Origin of the sequence: Acidovorax sp. Leaf160, from assembly GCF_001424265.1 — a bacterium.
Taxonomy (GTDB): Bacteria; Pseudomonadota; Gammaproteobacteria; order Burkholderiales; family Burkholderiaceae_C; genus Paracidovorax.
Genome location: NZ_LMOV01000009.1, coordinates 1 through 15,002, shown reverse-complemented (window position 1 = coordinate 15,002; position 15,002 = coordinate 1). Strand labels below are relative to the sequence as shown.

At 69.7% G+C, this 15,002-nt stretch carries 15 protein-coding genes and 1 tRNA gene; 11 read left to right on the top strand and 5 right to left on the bottom strand.

Annotated features, from left to right (window positions below):
• Positions 1–81: 81 nt before the first annotated feature.
• Positions 82–720 (bottom strand): PepSY domain-containing protein, encoded by a 639-nt coding sequence (locus ASF94_RS05715; RefSeq protein ID WP_056663044.1) that lies wholly within the window; start codon positions 718–720, stop codon positions 82–84.
• 131 nt (positions 721–851) lie between these two features.
• Between ASF94_RS05715 and ASF94_RS05710 the strand changes: the two genes are divergently transcribed.
• From ASF94_RS05710 to ASF94_RS05700, 3 genes are all read left to right on the top strand, one after another.
• Positions 852–1,607 carry a PepSY domain-containing protein gene (locus ASF94_RS05710; protein ID WP_056662904.1) on the top strand — a complete coding sequence of 252 codons (756 nt, stop codon included), beginning with the start codon at positions 852–854 and terminating at the stop codon, positions 1,605–1,607.
• Positions 1,607–2,287, top strand: coding sequence for a response regulator transcription factor (locus tag ASF94_RS05705; RefSeq protein WP_056662902.1), 681 nt, complete (start codon positions 1,607–1,609; stop codon positions 2,285–2,287). The genes ASF94_RS05710 and ASF94_RS05705 overlap by 1 nt, the downstream gene beginning before the upstream one ends.
• 64 nt (positions 2,288–2,351) lie before the next feature.
• Positions 2,352–3,893 (top strand): sensor histidine kinase, encoded by a 1,542-nt coding sequence (locus ASF94_RS05700; protein ID WP_082493011.1) that lies wholly within the window; start codon positions 2,352–2,354, stop codon positions 3,891–3,893.
• A 177-nt stretch (positions 3,894–4,070) separates the two neighbouring features.
• On the opposite strand, the gene ASF94_RS05695 is transcribed toward ASF94_RS05700, so the two are convergent.
• The 3 genes from ASF94_RS05695 to radC form a co-directional block, all read right to left on the bottom strand.
• Complete coding sequence (locus ASF94_RS05695; protein ID WP_056662899.1) at positions 4,071–4,745, bottom strand: Smr/MutS family protein; 675 nt, start codon at positions 4,743–4,745, stop codon at positions 4,071–4,073.
• A 144-nt stretch (positions 4,746–4,889) separates the two neighbouring features.
• Complete coding sequence (locus ASF94_RS05690) at positions 4,890–6,068, bottom strand: esterase-like activity of phytase family protein (protein WP_082493015.1); 1,179 nt, start codon at positions 6,066–6,068, stop codon at positions 4,890–4,892.
• Positions 6,069–6,085: 17 nt separating this feature from the next.
• The gene (radC, locus tag ASF94_RS05685; RefSeq protein ID WP_056662896.1) at positions 6,086–6,784 is read right to left on the bottom strand and encodes a DNA repair protein RadC; all 699 of its coding nucleotides are present in this window, start codon (positions 6,782–6,784) and stop codon (positions 6,086–6,088) included.
• Between the two features lie 51 nt (positions 6,785–6,835).
• Between radC and ASF94_RS05680 the strand changes: the two genes are divergently transcribed.
• From ASF94_RS05680 to ASF94_RS05670, 3 genes are all read left to right on the top strand, one after another.
• Positions 6,836–7,309, top strand: coding sequence for a peptidylprolyl isomerase (locus ASF94_RS05680; RefSeq protein ID WP_056662893.1), 474 nt, complete (start codon positions 6,836–6,838; stop codon positions 7,307–7,309).
• 127 nt (positions 7,310–7,436) lie between these two features.
• Complete coding sequence (gene ispH / locus ASF94_RS05675) at positions 7,437–8,432, top strand: 4-hydroxy-3-methylbut-2-enyl diphosphate reductase (protein WP_056662890.1); 996 nt, start codon at positions 7,437–7,439, stop codon at positions 8,430–8,432.
• A gap of 191 nt (positions 8,433–8,623) precedes the next feature.
• Entirely contained in the window at positions 8,624–9,979 is a 1,356-nt protein-coding gene (locus tag ASF94_RS05670; protein ID WP_056662887.1) for a hemolysin family protein, read from the top strand.
• Positions 9,980–10,120: 141 nt separating this feature from the next.
• Here the strand turns inward: ASF94_RS05670 and ASF94_RS05665 are convergent, their stop codons facing one another.
• Positions 10,121–10,804 carry an HPP family protein gene (locus ASF94_RS05665; RefSeq protein ID WP_056662884.1) on the bottom strand — a complete coding sequence of 228 codons (684 nt, stop codon included), beginning with the start codon at positions 10,802–10,804 and terminating at the stop codon, positions 10,121–10,123.
• Positions 10,805–11,014: 210 nt separating this feature from the next.
• Here ASF94_RS05665 and ASF94_RS05660 point away from each other — a divergent pair, with 210 nt between their 5' ends.
• The 5 genes from ASF94_RS05660 to ASF94_RS05640 all read left to right on the top strand — a co-directional run bounded on the left by ASF94_RS05660 (position 11,015) and on the right by ASF94_RS05640 (position 14,791).
• Positions 11,015–11,956, top strand: coding sequence for a threonine/serine dehydratase (locus tag ASF94_RS05660; protein WP_056662881.1), 942 nt, complete (start codon positions 11,015–11,017; stop codon positions 11,954–11,956).
• 87 nt (positions 11,957–12,043) lie between these two features.
• Complete coding sequence (serS, locus tag ASF94_RS05655) at positions 12,044–13,360, top strand: serine--tRNA ligase (RefSeq protein ID WP_056662877.1); 1,317 nt, start codon at positions 12,044–12,046, stop codon at positions 13,358–13,360.
• A 56-nt stretch (positions 13,361–13,416) separates the two neighbouring features.
• A complete protein-coding gene (locus tag ASF94_RS05650; protein ID WP_056662875.1) occupies positions 13,417–13,977 on the top strand; it encodes a methyltransferase domain-containing protein in 561 nt (186 codons plus the stop codon).
• A gap of 195 nt (positions 13,978–14,172) precedes the next feature.
• On the top strand, positions 14,173–14,589 hold the full coding sequence (locus ASF94_RS05645; RefSeq protein ID WP_056662872.1) for a VOC family protein: 417 nt from the start codon (positions 14,173–14,175) through the stop codon (positions 14,587–14,589).
• 112 nt (positions 14,590–14,701) lie between these two features.
• A tRNA-Ser gene (locus ASF94_RS05640) sits at positions 14,702–14,791 on the top strand.
• Positions 14,792–15,002 lie beyond the last annotated feature (211 nt).

Here is a 15,002-nt window from a genome sequence, read left to right as displayed (position 1 = left end):
AGCGGGTGGGTGGCACGTTGATGCGCCCACCCCGTTCGCCCTGCGCTCGCCCAAGGGCAGTCCAGCCCTTGCGATGCCCGGTCAGTCGTCCAGGCGCTCGCGCAGCACCTTGCCCGTGACCGGGTCCACACGCAGTTCCACCGCCAGGTTGGCCGTGTTCACCGCCTCGGCCTCCCACACGCCGTCGTCGAACTCGATGCCGCTCACGCGGGTGTAGCCCGCCTGCTGCAGGGCCTGTTGCACCTGCGCCGCGCTCAAGGCCGGCTGGCCGTTGATCGTGCCGCCGCTCGGGCCCACGCGGCTCAGCACCTGCAGGGTGCCGGGGTGCAGCACCAGTTCCTGCTTCTCCCCGCCGCGTCCGGACGGGCGCACCTCGGCATGCCAGAAGCCGTCGTCCAGCTCCAGGTCCTGCACCACCGCGAAGCCGGTGGAGCGCAGGTGCTGCGTCACCTGCTCGACGCTCGGCAGCTTGCCGCCGATGTCGCTGTCCTGGATGGCGGTGATGCCGCCGTCCTTGTCGTCGATCAGCACCGTGACGCGGGTGCCGTCGGCCGACACGGCGTCGGCCGTCCAGTAGCCGTACTGCTTCTTCAGGTCCTGAGGCGCGGCGTACTGGTGGCGGTCCATCACCTCGACGGCTTGCCGGGCGGTGAGCGCCCAGGCCAGCGAGGGCAGGGCAGCGGCGGCTGCGAGGGCGAGGGTCAGAGCGGTTTTCTTCATGGTGCTTTCTTTCTTCCTGGGCGGGTTGCGGTGGTTGAACAATCTGGCGGCAGTCTGCCAAGTGGTTCCTAAACCGACCATGAAGCGGCCGTTCATCGGCCGTTTAAACGCGCTCACGCAATAATCGCCCGATGCACCCCCCTGCCTCCCGCCAACACGGCGCCCTGCGCGCCGGCCTGCGTGCCGCGGCATGCGCGGCCCTCGCGCTCGCCTGCGCGCAGGCCGTGCCCGCGGCCGAGCAGGACGCGGCGCGGCGTGGAGTGCAGAGCGGGCAGCTCAAGCCGCTCAACAGCATCATTGCCGACGTGGGGCGCCAGTACGGCGGCCGCGTCATCGACGTGGAAACCAAGCACGGGCGCAAGGGCGAGCTGCGCTACGAGATCAAGATCATCGATGCGCGCGGCAACAAGCAGGAAGTGCTGGTGGACGCCGCCAGCGGCAAGGTCGTGGCGCAGGAGCGCGACTGGCCGCTGCAGCCGGTGCCGCTGGCGCAGATGATCCGCTACGTGAAGCAACTCGAACAGCGCTACGGCGCCCGCGTGGTGAACGCGGAATTCGAGCGCGACGCGCAGGGCCAGGCGGTGTACGAGGTCAAGCTCTCCGAGAAGCCGGCCGGCGAGATGAAGCTGCTGCTGGACGTGAACACCGGCGAGGTGCTGACCCCGCCCGAAGCGCACCCGTCGCCCGGCACGCCGAAGTCCATGGCCGTGATGCTCGAATCGCTGCGGCCCAAATTCTCCGGCCTGGTGCTGGAGGTGGAACTGGAAACCGACCACCGCCGCCGCCCCTATTACAGCGTCGAGCTGCAGCAGCCCAATGGCTTCAAGCTGGAACTCGACGTCGATGCCGTCACCCTCGAAGTGCTGCGCCAGAAGGTGGACGACTGATGCGCGTGCTGGTGGTGGAAGACGATGCGGCGCTGGCCGAGCAGCTGCGCGCGGCGCTGGACGCCGCCGGTTTCGCGGTGGACGTGGAGCACGACGGCGAGGCGGCCTCGTTCGCCGGCAGCGCGGAGTCGTACAGCGCCGCCGTGCTGGACCTGGGCCTGCCCCTGAAGGACGGCTTGAGCGTGCTGCGGGACTGGCGCGAAGCCGGCCGTGGCTGGCCCGTGCTGGTGCTGACCGCGCGCAACCGCTGGAGCGACAAGGTGGCCGGCTTCAACGCCGGGGCCGACGACTACCTGACCAAGCCGTTCCTGATGGACGAAGTGGTGCTGCGCCTGCGCGCCATGCTGCGCCGCACGGCGGGCGCGGCGGGCGCCGTGCTGCGGGCCGGGCCGCTCGAATACGACGCGGTGCAGGGGCGCTTCACGCTGCAGGGGCAGGCCCTGCAGCTCACCGCGCAGGAGCACAAGATCCTGGCGTATTTCATGCACCACCCCGGCAGGCTGCTGACGCGCACCGACATCAGCGAACACGTCTATGCGCGCGACCTCGACCCCGACTCCAACACGCTCGACGTGCTGATTGGCCGCATCCGCCGCAAGCTGGGCGGCGCCCCGCAGCTGGTGACCGAGCGGGGGCAGGGCTTTCGCCTGGTGGCCGCAGGCGGGGCGGCGGGCGGGTGATGGGCGGCACCCGCCGGCCGTGCGGCCTGCTGCGTCGCGGGTGGGGCCGGCCGCCCCACGCGGCATGACCGTTCCCGGCCACCCGCAGCACGACGCCGCCCAGCCGCTCGCGGCGCAGGGCGGCGGCGCCTGGGCGCTCACCGTCGCGCGCTGGCCCATGGCCACCCGCATCGCGCTGCTGGCGCTGGTGCCCATGCTGCTGCTGGTGGGCGCGGGGGGACTCTGGCTGCGTGCGCAGATGCACCAGAGCCTGCTGGGCAGCTTCGAGCAGGTGCTGCGCGAAAAGGCCCAGCGCGTGAGTGCGCGCCTGCAGGTGGACGGCCAGGGCGCGTTGCGCGAGGCGAGCGGCGCCGCCGACGAATTCAGCGCCATCTATGCCGGCTGGTACTGGCGCGCGGTCACCGCAGAAGGCGCGGTGCTGCGCTCCCGCTCGCTGTGGGACATGGACAACCTGCCGACCGAGCCGCCGCCCCCGGCGCACGCCCCCGCCGGACTGCGCCGCGCCACCGGGCCGATGCAGGAGCCGTTGCTGGCGCTCACCCAGCCGGTTGCGCCCGGTGCCACGGGCGCCCCGGGCCAGCCGGGCGCGCAGGTGTCGCTCACGGTCTACGCGCCCGCCGCGCAGCTGCTGGCCAGCATGCGCCAGATCGACCGCACGCTGCTGTCGGCCGGGCTGGTGCTGATGCTGCTGACCGGCGGGCTCGCCTGGCTGCAGGTGCGCATCGGTCTCGCGCCCCTGCGCCGGCTCGAGGCGCTGCTGGCCGCGCTGCGCGCCCCCCATGGCGCCGGGCCCGACGTGGCGCAGCACCTGGCCACGCCCACCGGCCGCGACTTGCAGCCGCTGCAGAACGAACTCGCCGGCCTGCTGGCGCACAACGCCCATGTGGTGGCCCGGGCCCGCGCGCACGCGGTCGATCTGAACCATGCGCTGAAGAAACCCCTGGCGCTGCTCAGCGCCCAGGCCAGCGCCCAGCCCCAGGTGGCCAGCGCCGAGGTGCAGCACCAGGTGGACGCCATGGCCCAGCTGGTGGACCGCTACCAGGCCCGCACGCTGAGCGACGCTCTGCATGCCCACCCCGGCGCCACGGGCCAGGCGGTGGACGTGCGTGACTGCGCCCTCCAGGTGCTGCGCATGATGGAGCGCCTGCATGCCGCACAGGAGCTGGACTGGTCGCTGGTCGAGAACGCGGCCCCCGCCGGCACTGCGCCGCTGCGCTGGCGGGGCGAGCGGGCCGACCTGGAGGAAGTGCTGGGCAACCTGCTCGACAACGCCGGCAAGTGGGCTGCATCGCGCGTGCGGCTCACCCTGTCGGCCAGCGGCGACGCCGGGCGGCAGCGGCTTTGCGTCGACGTCGAGGACGACGGCCCGGGCATGACGCCCGAGCAGCTGCAGTCCGCCGGCCAGCGCGGCGTGCGCTTCGATGAGACGGTGCAGGGCAGCGGCCTGGGCCTGGCCATCGCCAGCCAGATCGCCCAGGCCTACGGCGGGCAGTTGCAGCTGCGCAAGAGCGAGGGGCTCGAGGGGCTCAAGGGGCTGGGCGCGCAGGTGCAGATGGAGGGGCTGCTGCTGCCGGCCGCCCGCGGGGGCCGTGATGCCGCGGTCTGACGCCGGGAACCGCCGCTGACCTGGCCGCGCCGAAAGGCGCTGCGTGCGGGATCGGCGGGTGCCGTAAGGTTCAGGGCGCAGGCCGGGCCTGCAGGCGTTGGCCCGCCCTTCGATCATCCAATACAAGAGCGGCAGGTGCTGGAGCCACAAGGGCTGCAGGCGGATCTGACGCTGTCTTCAGCCCGGCGCAGTCACGCGCCTGCGCCCCGGTTGCAGCAGCACCACCAAGGCACCGGCCCCGCCCTCGGCCGGGCGGGCCTGCACGAAGGCCAGCACCTCCTTCTTCTGCACCAGCCAGCGCTGCACGCGGCCTTTCAGCACGGGCGTCTTGCCGGGCGACCCCAGCCCCTTGCCGTGCACCACGCGCACGCAGCGCAGCCCGGTGCGGTGTGCCACCCGCACGAATTCGCCCAGCGCCTCGCGTGCTTCGTCGGTGCGCAGGCCGTGCAGGTCGAGCTGCCGCTGGATGCTCCAGTGCCCGGCGCGCAGCCGCTCGGTCACGTCCGGGCCGATGCCGGGGCGGCGAAAGCTCAGCTGGTCGTCCACGTCCAGCAGCGTGGTCACGTCGAACTCGTCGCTGATGGATTCGAGCAGCACCCGCTCCTCGTCCAGCGCGCGCTGCACCGGCAGCGGCTCGGGCGGCTCGGGGGTGTACCAGCGGCGCTCCTGCGTGCCGCGCAAGGCCTGCACCGGGCCGACCGCATCCTGGAACAGCATGCGCTCTGCCCGGGCGCGCCGCGCGGCCTCCTGCTGTTGGCGCAGGCGCTCGGCCTCGCGCTCGGCGGCCTCGGCCAGCGCCTGGCGCAGCGGCTGCAGATCCTTCAGGGAGCGGGCTTTGGGCAGGGCGGTCATGGAGGTGACGGTTGTACCCGAACCGTGCCGGGAGCGGCCGGCAGAAGCCGAGTAACCGGAGGGGCTGCGCGGATGACTCCGCAGCGGCACACGAGAAATCAGCTGCGCGGGCTGCCGGCCGGGGCGGATCCTGGCGGCGACTGGCTACTGCGCCGCCGTGTCTGGCAGGTATTCGGCCGCGATGAACTGCGTCACCTGCGCGGGGTTGAAGTTGTCGTCGCTCACGAACACGATCACCCGGCCCCCGCCCGGCAGCGGCGGGCCCCAGGCCATGCCTTCCAGGTTGTCGAGCGGGCCGGCGCCCAGGGTGGCCAGGTCGGCTACCAGGGTCTTGGGTGCGGGCGTGTGGTTGCCGGGGCGCAGGGCCGGCAGGGCGAGGGTGTCGCTGCCGGTGCGCGTGTCGATGCGGTAGAGCCGCGCGGTGAAGCCGGCGCCCGCGCTGTAGCCGCGCTCCAGCACCAGCAGGTGGTGCGGGCCGTCGTCCAGGACTTCGCTCACCCCGTTCAGCTGTGGCCCCACGGGCACGCGCCGGGCGTGGGCGACGGCGTCCGGCACGTAGGCGATCTGGCGCAGCGGCCGGCCCGTGGCCACGTCCAGCGCGGTGATGCGCAGCGGGCCGCCCGGCGCTGCCACGGTCGGGGCAGGGCCGTCCTGCAGCCAGGCCATTTCCATCGCCAGCCACGCGGTGGCGCCATCCGGCGAGAGCGCCAGTCCTTCCAGCGTGGCGTTCGCGCGCGGGCCCTGCCCTTGCGACCGGCGGGGTGTGAAGGCGTCCGGCAGGGGAATGTCGCGCACGGCGCTGCCGTCCAGCCGGCTTTCGCGCAGTTGCGGGCGGAAGCCGCGCGCGAAGTCGCCCTCGCTGGTCCAGAGGAACCGGTCGCCGCCGGGCAGCCAGCGCACCGCCTCGGCGTCGGGCACCTCGATGCCCGGCACCGGCCGGCGGGCCGACGGGAACACCGCGCCGCTGGCATGGCGCAGGGCCACCATGCCTTCGATGCGCGGCACCTGCAACCCCTGCAGGCCGTAGCGCAGGGTGGCGGTGTAGAAGCGCGCCGGCTGCAGCGCCGAGCGGTCGTCGCTGATCAGCAGCCATCGGTCACGGGCCGGGTCGTAGTCGATGCCGGAGATGCCGCCGAAGGTGCTGCCCAGCACTTCGGTGCCGGGGGCGATCTCGGCGGTGCCGATGAGGCGCAGCGCGGGGCGCTGTGGCGCGGAGGGAGTGGCGGTGGCGGTGGCGGGGGACCGCGCCACGGGCGTGCAGGCCGTCAGCACCAGCAGGGCCAGCAGCGCAGCACAAGCCAGCCGCCAGGCGGGGCGCTTCAGGGCGAGTGGGCCGCCCGTCACACCAGCCCTGCCTCGGCCATCGACAGCGCCGCCCCGGGCGCGACGATGATGTGGTCGAGCACCCGCACGTCGATCAGCGCGAGCGTCGTCTTGAGCGTGCGCGTCAGCGCTTCGTCGGCGCGGCTGGGCTGCACGCTGCCGCTCGGGTGGTTGTGCGCCAGCACCACGGCGGCGGCATGGTGGTGCAGGGCGCGCAGCACCACCTCGCGCGGATAGACGGAGGTCTGCGTGAGCGTGCCGCGGAACAGTTCTTCCAGCGCGATGAGCCGGTTCTGGCTGTCGAGGAACAGCACGGCGAACACCTCGTGCGTCTTGGCCGAGAGGTGCAGCTGCAGGTACTGCTTGACGGCGCCGGGCGAGCCAAACACCTCGCGCTCGCGCAGTTGCTGGGCGAGGGCCCGGCGCGCCAGCTCCAGCACCGCCACCAGCTCGGCGCGCTTTGCCGGCCCCAGCCCCTTGATGCGGCGCAGGTCCTCGGCACCGGTGTGCAGCAGGCCGGCAATGCCGCCGAAGCCGCCCGAGCCCGCGGGCCCCGGTGGGCAGAGCAGTTCCTCGGCCATCTGCAGCACGCCCTTGCCCTGGATGCCGGTGCGCAGCAGGATGGCCAGCAGCTCGGCGTCGGTCAGAGCCGCGGGGCCGCGCGCCAGCAGTTTCTCGCGCGGCTGGGAGTCGGAGGGCAGGTCTTTGATGGCCATGGGGGATTGCCCGGTTTCCTACAATGGCGGCAGTTTATCGAGACCCGCCCCATGACCTTTGCCGCTTCCCCGTCCACCGCCGTGCCGACCGTGCAGGCAGGATCCTTCCTCACCCTGCACTACCGTTTGGCCGGCCCGGCGGGAGACGTGATCAACACCTTCGGCGGCAAGCCCGCCACGCTGTCGCTGGGCGCCGGCGAGCTGTCGCCCGCCATGGAGCAGCGCCTGATCGGCCTGCCGGAAGGCACGCGCAGCACCTTCCAGCTGCCTGCGGGTGAGGCCTTCGGCGAGCGCAACCCCGACATGCAGCAGTGGGTGGCCGCCAGGCTGATGGCCGAGCTGGGCGATCCGGACGAGCGCTATGCGGTCGGCGATGTGGTGCAGTTCCCCACGCCCGACGGGCTGGGCAGCTATGCGGGCGTGGTGCTGGAGGCGCGGGAAGACGGCGCCGTGCGCTTCGATTTCAACCATCCGCTGGCGGGCCAGCCCGTGACGTTCGAAGTCGAAATCATCGGGGTCTTGTGAACACCCACCCGGGCGGCTGCGCCGCGCCCGCTTTCTCTCGCTATGCGGGAAGGGGGGCTGCGACAGCGACGGGCTGGTCCGGCCGCGTGAGCCGGGCGGCGCTCCTTGCAACGGACGAAGAATTGATATGAACAAGATCCAGGAAATCATCCTCGCCGAGCCGCGCGGCTTTTGCGCCGGCGTGGACCGCGCCATCGAGATCGTCGAGCGCGCCCTGCAGAAGTTCGGCGCGCCGATCTACGTGCGCCACGAGATCGTGCACAACACCTATGTGGTCAACGACCTCAAGGCGAAGGGCGCGATCTTCATCGAAGAGCTCTCGGACGTGCCGCCCGGCGCCACGCTGGTGTTCAGCGCCCACGGCGTGAGCCGCGCGGTGCAGGAAGAGGCCAAGGCGCGCGGTTTCTCGATCTTCGACGCGACCTGCCCGCTGGTGACCAAGGTCCATGTCGAGGTCGCCAAGCTGGCGCGCGAAGGCTACGAATTCATCATGATCGGCCACAAGGGCCATCCCGAGGTGGAGGGCACCATGGGCCAGCTGGACCACGGCATCCACCTGGTGGAGGACGTGGCGGACGTGCAGCGCGTGCAGCCGGCGCAGACCGAGAAGCTGGCCGTGGTCACGCAGACCACGCTGAGCGTGGACGACGCGGCCGAGATCACCGCTGCCGTGCGCGTGCGCTTCCCGCAAGTGCGCGAGCCCAAGCAGCAGGACATCTGCTATGCCACGCAGAACCGGCAGGACGCCGTCAAGGTGCTGAGCGGGCAGGTGGAGCTGGTCATCGTGGTCGGCAGCCCGACCAGTTCCAACAGCAACCGGCTGCGCGAGCTGGCTGCGCGCCTGGGCACCGCTGCCTACATGGTGGACAGCGCCGCCGAGCTGCAACCCGGTTGGTTCGACGGCGTGACGCGCGTGGGCCTGACGGCCGGTGCCTCGGCGCCGGAGATCCTGGTGCGCGAGGTCATCGACCGCATTCGCGCGCTGGGCGCGGTGTCGGTGCGCAAGATGGACGGCATCGAGGAATCGATCAAGTTCCCGCTGCCCAAGGGCCTGAAGATCGATGCGGCGACGGGGCTGGAGCTCCGCGACCGCACGCCGGAAACCGGATCGGCGGCACATTGACGAGCCCAATGCTATTAAAATAATAGCATTGTGTTCCCGTCAGATAAGCGCTGCAGCGTGTTTTGGCTTGAATTGCTGACGTGCGGCGTGCCGTCCGACCCGCCGCGTCGACCACCGGATGACCCCGCAGGGCGTCGGATTTCTTACAATTTGCGCTTGTCTGACTCCGAGGAAGCCCACGCTTCCCCCTTATGGAAATCGCAATACTGTTCGCCCTCATCCTCCTGAATGGCCTGTTCGCCATGTCGGAGCTGGCCCTGGTCTCCGCCCGCAAGACCCGGCTGCAAAAGTTGATCGATGAGGGCGATAGCGGCGCCTTGGCTGCGGTGAAGCTGGGCGAAGACCCCACCCGTTTCCTTTCCACCATCCAGATCGGCATCACCTCGATCGGTGTGCTCAACGGTATCGTCGGCGAGGCCGCGTTGGCCGCGCCCCTGGGCGAATGGCTGCGCACGCTGGGCCTGTCGGAGAAGGCAGCCGGCTACACCGCCACCGGCGTGGTGGTGGTGGTGATCACCTACTTCTCCATCGTCGTGGGTGAACTGGTGCCCAAGCGGCTGGGCCAGAGCTATCCCGAGACCCTGGCCCGCCTGGTGGCGCGTCCCATCAACTGGCTGGCCCTGGCCACCAAGCCGTTCGTGCGCCTGCTGTCCGTTTCCACCCAGGCGCTGCTGCGCCTGCTGGGCGTGAAGGAAAACAGCGCCAGCGCCGTGACGGAAGCCGAAATCCACGCCGTGCTGGCCGAAGGCACCAGCGCCGGCGTGATCGAGTCGCACGAGCACCAGATGGTGCGCAACGTGTTCCGCCTGGACGACCGGCAGATCGGCTCGCTGATGGTGCCGCGCGCCGACGTGATCTACCTGGACGTGGAAGAGCCGTTCGAGGAGAACCTGCGCCGCATCGAGGAATCGGACCACGCCCGCTTCCCGGTGGTGCGCGGCGGCATGGAAAACATCCTGGGCGTGCTGAACGCGCGCCAGTGGCTGTCGCGCACCCTGCGCGAAGGCCAGGGCGTGCTGGTGGGCGACGCGCAGACGCATGGCCGCGACCTGGCGCGCCAGACCCTGCAGACGGCGCTCTACGTGCCGGAGACCATCACCGGCATGGAGCTGCTCGACAACTTCCGCCAGTCCGACCTGCACATGGCGTTCGTCATCGACGAGTACGGCGAAGTGCAGGGCATCGTCACGCTGCAGGACCTGATCGAGGCCATCACCGGGGAATTCCATGCGCGCGATCCGGAGACCTCCTGGGCCGTGCAGCGCGAAGACGGCAGCTGGCTGCTGGACGGCCACATCCCCGTGCCGGAACTGAAGGACCGGCTGGACCTGGGCTCGGTGCCCGAGGAAGAGCGCGGCCGCTACCACACGCTGAGCGGCATGGTCATGCTGCTCACCGGCAAGCTGCCCAAGGTAACCGACACCGTGCAGTGGGAAGGCTGGCAGTTCGAGGTGGTGGACATGGACGGCAAGACCATCGACAAGGTGCTGGCCAGCCCGCTGCCGACGGTGGAGATCGCCGAGAACTCGCTGGCGCTGAACGACTGAACGACTGACCGGCTGACCGGCTGAACGGTCGATCGACCGAAGGGCCGGTGGGCCCGGCGCAGCGAGCGGCCAGCGCTGCCCGCCCCGCCGCACGGGCGCGATGACAGCGCCACCGGCCTGGCTGCCCGGCGTGCGGTTCGCTCAACTCCAGAGATCGAGCGGCGGATCGGCCGCCACCGCGCGCAGGATGTCGGTGCGCGAGATGAAGCCGCTGAGGTGGCCGTACTCGTCGGTGACCGGCAGGCCGGGCAAACCCGTTTCCAGCAGCACGCCCGCCACGCGGCGCAGATCGGTTTCCGGCGAAACGGTGGGTACCGGACTCACCATCACTTCGTGCACGGGGCGCCGCGCGAGGGCGATCGCTTCCTTCACCGCGCCGGGTTCGGGCAGCAGATCGAGCGGCGCCATGTCGGCCCGCAGCAGCAAGCCCACCACCTGCCCCTGGCCATTGAGCACCGGCGCCTGCGCCACCTGCTGCTCGGCCATGGTCTGCCAGGCATCGTTGACCCGCACATCCGGCGGCACGGTGTGCGCGTCGCTGCTCATCACGTCCTTCACGCGCGACAGGGGCTGGCGGGGCTCCTGGGGGCCCTGCTCGGTCTGCACGTAGGCCGCCACGGCCTGGGCCAGCATGCCCACGGGCGGTGTGGCCGGCGGTGCCGGCGCTGCGGGGGGCGGCGGCGCGGGCATGTCCGGCACGGGCTCATCCACTTCGCGCGTGCGCAGTGCCTGAGGGCGCTGCACGCGGCGCACGGGCGCCACCTGGTCCAGCTTGTCCGGGCCGCCCCGATACATCTGGCCCGTGGTCCCGAACACATAGAACATGGCATCCCCTTCCGGTTGGCGAACAGGCGTTCGCCCATGCAAGCGCCTCCGCCATGTTATCGGCCGTTGGCGCCGGCACTGCAGGACGGCTGTGTATCCGCTTGTGCGCGGCGGGCCTCCCGGCCACGGAAAGCATCTGGCGTCTTCTAAACTGCCAGATTGCCTCCGCTCGGCATTCCGAACGGCACCCCGTATCCGAAAGACGACCGAATGATTGATCGAACCACCATCGCCGACGCCCGAGCGCGGCTGGCCGAACACCCTGACTTCCTGCGCGCGACGCCCCTCTGGCGGCTCAGCGGCGCGGCACTCGGCGTGCCCTGCAAGGAAGTGTGGCTAAAGCTGGAACACCTGCAGACCGGCGGAAGCTTCAAGGCGCGCGGCATGATGAACCGGCTGGCGTCCCATGGGCTGCCCGAGAGCGGCGTTATCATCGCTTCGGGCGGCAACGCCGGCATCGCCACCGCCGCCGCGGCGCAGGCGCTGGGTGTGCGCTGCGAGGTCTACGTGCCGAAGGTATCGCCCGAGGCCAAGCGCGCCCGGCTGCGCGAGCTGGGCGCGCAGGTCGTGGTACACGGGGCCGCCTACTCCGAAGCGCTGCAGGCCTGTCTGGAGCGGCAGCAGGCCAGCGGCGCCTTGCTGACCCACGCCTACGACCAGCCCGAGGTGGTCGCCGGCGCCGGTACGCTGGCGGCGGAAATCGAAGAGCAGGGCGGTGGCCTGCCCGACACGCTGCTGGTGAGCGTGGGCGGGGGCGGTCTCATCGGCGGCGTGGCGGCCTGGGTGGACAGCCGCGCCCGCGTGGTGGCGCTGGAGCCCGAACGCGCCCCCACCCTGCACAGCGCGCGGGCGGCGGGCCGGCCGGTCGACGTGGAGGTGGGCGGGGTGGCCGCCGATTCGCTGGGCGCCCGCCGCATCGGCGACATTGCCTGGCAGGTGGCGCAGCAGCATGTGCACGACGCGCTGTTGCTCACCGATGAGTCGATCCGCTCGGCCCAGCGCTGGCTGTGGCGCGAGTTGAAGCTGGCCGTGGAGCCGGCTGCCGCACTGGGCCTGGCCGCGCTGCAAAGCGGTGTCTACCGGCCCCGCCCGGACGAAACCGTGGCGCTGATCCTGTGCGGCGCCAACTGCGACCCTGCTGCGCTGGCTTGACGCCCGCTCGGTCCACGGCGCGGGGAACGGCGCGCCGCGGGCCGGATGCGCGCGGTGCGCTTCGGCTCGCCTCTAAAATCGCGGGCTATGCTCGACATCCTCCTTCTCCGCAAAGACCTCGACTCCGCCATCGCGCGGCTGGAAACCCGCAAGAAGCCCCAGGCTTTCTTGAACGTGCCGGCTTTCCAGTCCCTGGAGACCGAGCGCAAGACCCTGCAGACGCGCACCGAGGAGTTGCAGTCGCAACGCAACCAGCTGTCCAAGCAGGTCGGCATGCTGATCAGCCGCGGCGACAAGGACGGCGCCGAAGCCGCCAAGGCCCAGGTGGCGACGCTGAAGGTGGAACTGGAGCAGTCGGCCGCGCGCCTTGAACAGATCCAGGCCGAACTGCAGGCCATGCTGGTGGCCGTGCCCAACCTGCCGCACGCCAGCGTGCCGGTCGGCGCAGACGAACAGGGGAATGTGGAAGTGCGCCGCTGGGGCACTCCCGCCACGTTCGATTTCGACGTCAAGGACCATGTCGACGTGGGCACCCCGCTGGGCCTGGATTTCGACATGGGCGTGAAGCTGTCGGGCTCGCGCTTCACCGTCATGAAGGGCGGCATCGCTCGCCTGCACCGGGCCTTGGCCCAGTTCATGCTGGACGTGCAGACCGCCGAGCACGGCTACACCGAGTGCTACGTGCCGTACGCGGTCAACGTCGACTCGCTCAAGGGCACGGGACAGCTGCCCAAGTTCGAGGGCGACCTGTTTGCCGCGAAGAAGGGCGGGCAGGAGGGCGAACCGGTGCCCGACAACGCGGCCCTCTACCTCATCCCGACCAGCGAAGTGCCGCTGACCAACTTCGTGCGCGACGTGGTCGTGCCGGAGGCTGAACTGCCCATCAAGCTCACGGCACACACGCCGTGCTTCCGTTCCGAAGCCGGCAGCTACGGCCGTGACACCCGCGGCATGATCCGCCAGCACCAGTTCGACAAGGTCGAGATGGTGCAGATCGTGCACCCCGACAAGAGCTACGACGCGCTGGAAGAGATGACCACGCACGCCGAAGCAGTGCTGCAAAAGCTCGGCCTGCCCTACCGCGTCATGCTGCTCTGCTCCGGCGACATGGGCTTCGGCGCTGCCAAGACCTATGACCTGGAAGTGTGGCTGCCCGCGCAGAACACCTACCGCGAGATCAGCTCGGTCAGCAATTGCGAAGCCTTCCAGTCCCGCCGCCTGCAGGCCCGATTCAAGAATGCGCAAGGCAAGAACGAACTGCTGCACACCCTGAACGGTTCCGGCCTGGCCGTGGGCCGCACCCTGGTCGCCGTGCTGGAGAACTACCAGCAGGCCGACGGCAGCGTGGTGATTCCCGAAGTGCTGCGCCCTTACCTGGGCGGTTTGAGCGTGCTGGCTCGCTAAGGGCGGGCCAGCGGCCACCGACATTCAACCAAGCATTACCCGGAAAGCCAAGCGCCATGAAATTGAACGTCGGCTGCGGCAGGAACATTCTGGAGGGGTGGATCAACCTCGACAGCCAGGCCCTGCCCGGCGTGAACATCATTGCCGACCTGAACACGTGCGCCAGCACGCCACTGCCGCTGGAAGATGACAGCGTGGACGAGTTCCTGCTGTCCCATGTGATGGAGCACATTCCCAATGTGCTGCCCATGATGCAGGAGCTGTACCGGGTCGCCCGGCCAGGCGCGCGCATGGTGGTCCGTGTGCCGCACGGCGCGAGCGACGACGCCTTCGAGGACCCCACCCACGTCCGCCAGATGTTCCACGGTTCATTCGGCTACTTTTCCCAGCCGTACTACTGGCGTGCCGACTACGGCTATCGCGGCGACTGGATCACGGATCGCATCGAGTTGACGGTCGCCGACAGGCTACGGGCGCTGCCGCAGGACCAGATCTGGCAGCAGATTCAAAGTCAGCGCAATTCGGTCGTGGAAATGGTGGCTCACATGCGCGCGGCAAAGCCGGCGCGCATGCCGCTGCGCGAGTTGCAGAACGCGCCGCAGATCGTGCTGGTTTGAACGCGAACCAATGATGATGGGTGCATGAAAATCGCCCGGGCTGAGCCCCCGGAGCGGCCAGGCAGATGTGGCGCCATCCGATGCGAACGTCGAATGTGGAGGTTCCTGCAAGCCAAGGGCGGCAACACCGTTCAGATCGAACAGCGAGTGGTGTAATCCGCGTTCAATCCTCGCCCCATGCCCCCGAAACATCCTATGCGCAGCATCTTCCACCTCGCCTACAACGTCCGCGACCTGAACGAAGCCCGGCGCTTCTACGGACAGGTTTTGGGCTGCGCCGAAGGTCGCAGCACCGACACCTGGGTCGACTTCGACTTCTTCGGCCACCAGGTCTCGCTGCACCTGGGCGAACCGTTCGCCACCGCACGCACCGGTCATGTCGGCAATGTCCTGGTCCCGATGCCTCATCTCGGCCTCGTTCTGGAGTTGCCCGACTGGCAGGCGATTGCGGATCGCCTCAAAGCTGCGGGCACGGAGTTTGTGCTGGAGCCGCAAGTCCGCTTCGAAGGGCAGCCGGGAGAGCAGTGGACGATGTTCTTTCTGGACCCTTTCGGCAATCCCATCGAAATCAAGGGCTTCCGTAGTCTTGACGATTTGTACAAGGCCGCTTGAGTGAATCGTTGATGTGACGGTGGGAGATGCCTAAGGCCGATGCAGCGTGATTTGGGTTGCTTTTGCGTCGCGCCTTGCGGAGTTCCTGCTAGAATCTCAGCTTCGACACACAGGAGAGGTGGCAGAGTGGTCGAATGTACCTGACTCGAAATCAGGCGTAGTGGCAACACTACCGTGGGTTCGAATCCCACCCTCTCCGCCAGTACAGACGCCGCTTGTGCGCTATCGTAAGGATAGCGTCAAGCGGCTCTTTTTTTGCCTGTGGTGGGGGATTTCTTGGGCGGAGTCAAGTCCGAAGTGCAACACATGGGCTACTGCAGAGAGGCCGTGCTGCCGCCGGCCTGGCTGAGAGCGAGCGCAAAGACCTGAAGGGGTGTTCGCCAGTCCAGTGTCTGACGCGGCCGGGTGTTGAG

Coding starts and splice junctions, on each gene's coding strand:
- ASF94_RS05660 (WP_056662881.1), top strand. CDS start 11,015: ATGATTGATCGAACCACCATCGCCGACGCCCGAGCGCGGCTGGCCGAA.
- ASF94_RS05710 (WP_056662904.1), top strand. CDS start 852: ATGCACCCCCCTGCCTCCCGCCAACACGGCGCCCTGCGCGCCGGCCTG.
- ASF94_RS05670 (WP_056662887.1), top strand. CDS start 8,624: ATGGAAATCGCAATACTGTTCGCCCTCATCCTCCTGAATGGCCTGTTC.
- ASF94_RS05665 (WP_056662884.1), bottom strand. CDS start 10,804: ATGTTCTATGTGTTCGGGACCACGGGCCAGATGTATCGGGGCGGCCCG.
- ASF94_RS05650 (WP_056662875.1), top strand. CDS start 13,417: ATGAAATTGAACGTCGGCTGCGGCAGGAACATTCTGGAGGGGTGGATC.
- ASF94_RS05645 (WP_056662872.1), top strand. CDS start 14,173: ATGCGCAGCATCTTCCACCTCGCCTACAACGTCCGCGACCTGAACGAA.
- ASF94_RS05705 (WP_056662902.1), top strand. CDS start 1,607: ATGCGCGTGCTGGTGGTGGAAGACGATGCGGCGCTGGCCGAGCAGCTG.
- ASF94_RS05695 (WP_056662899.1), bottom strand. CDS start 4,745: ATGACCGCCCTGCCCAAAGCCCGCTCCCTGAAGGATCTGCAGCCGCTG.
- radC (WP_056662896.1), bottom strand. CDS start 6,784: ATGGCCATCAAAGACCTGCCCTCCGACTCCCAGCCGCGCGAGAAACTG.
- ispH (WP_056662890.1), top strand. CDS start 7,437: ATGAACAAGATCCAGGAAATCATCCTCGCCGAGCCGCGCGGCTTTTGC.
- ASF94_RS05680 (WP_056662893.1), top strand. CDS start 6,836: ATGACCTTTGCCGCTTCCCCGTCCACCGCCGTGCCGACCGTGCAGGCA.
- serS (WP_056662877.1), top strand. CDS start 12,044: ATGCTCGACATCCTCCTTCTCCGCAAAGACCTCGACTCCGCCATCGCG.
- ASF94_RS05715 (WP_056663044.1), bottom strand. CDS start 720: ATGAAGAAAACCGCTCTGACCCTCGCCCTCGCAGCCGCCGCTGCCCTG.
- ASF94_RS05700 (WP_082493011.1), top strand. CDS start 2,352: ATGACCGTTCCCGGCCACCCGCAGCACGACGCCGCCCAGCCGCTCGCG.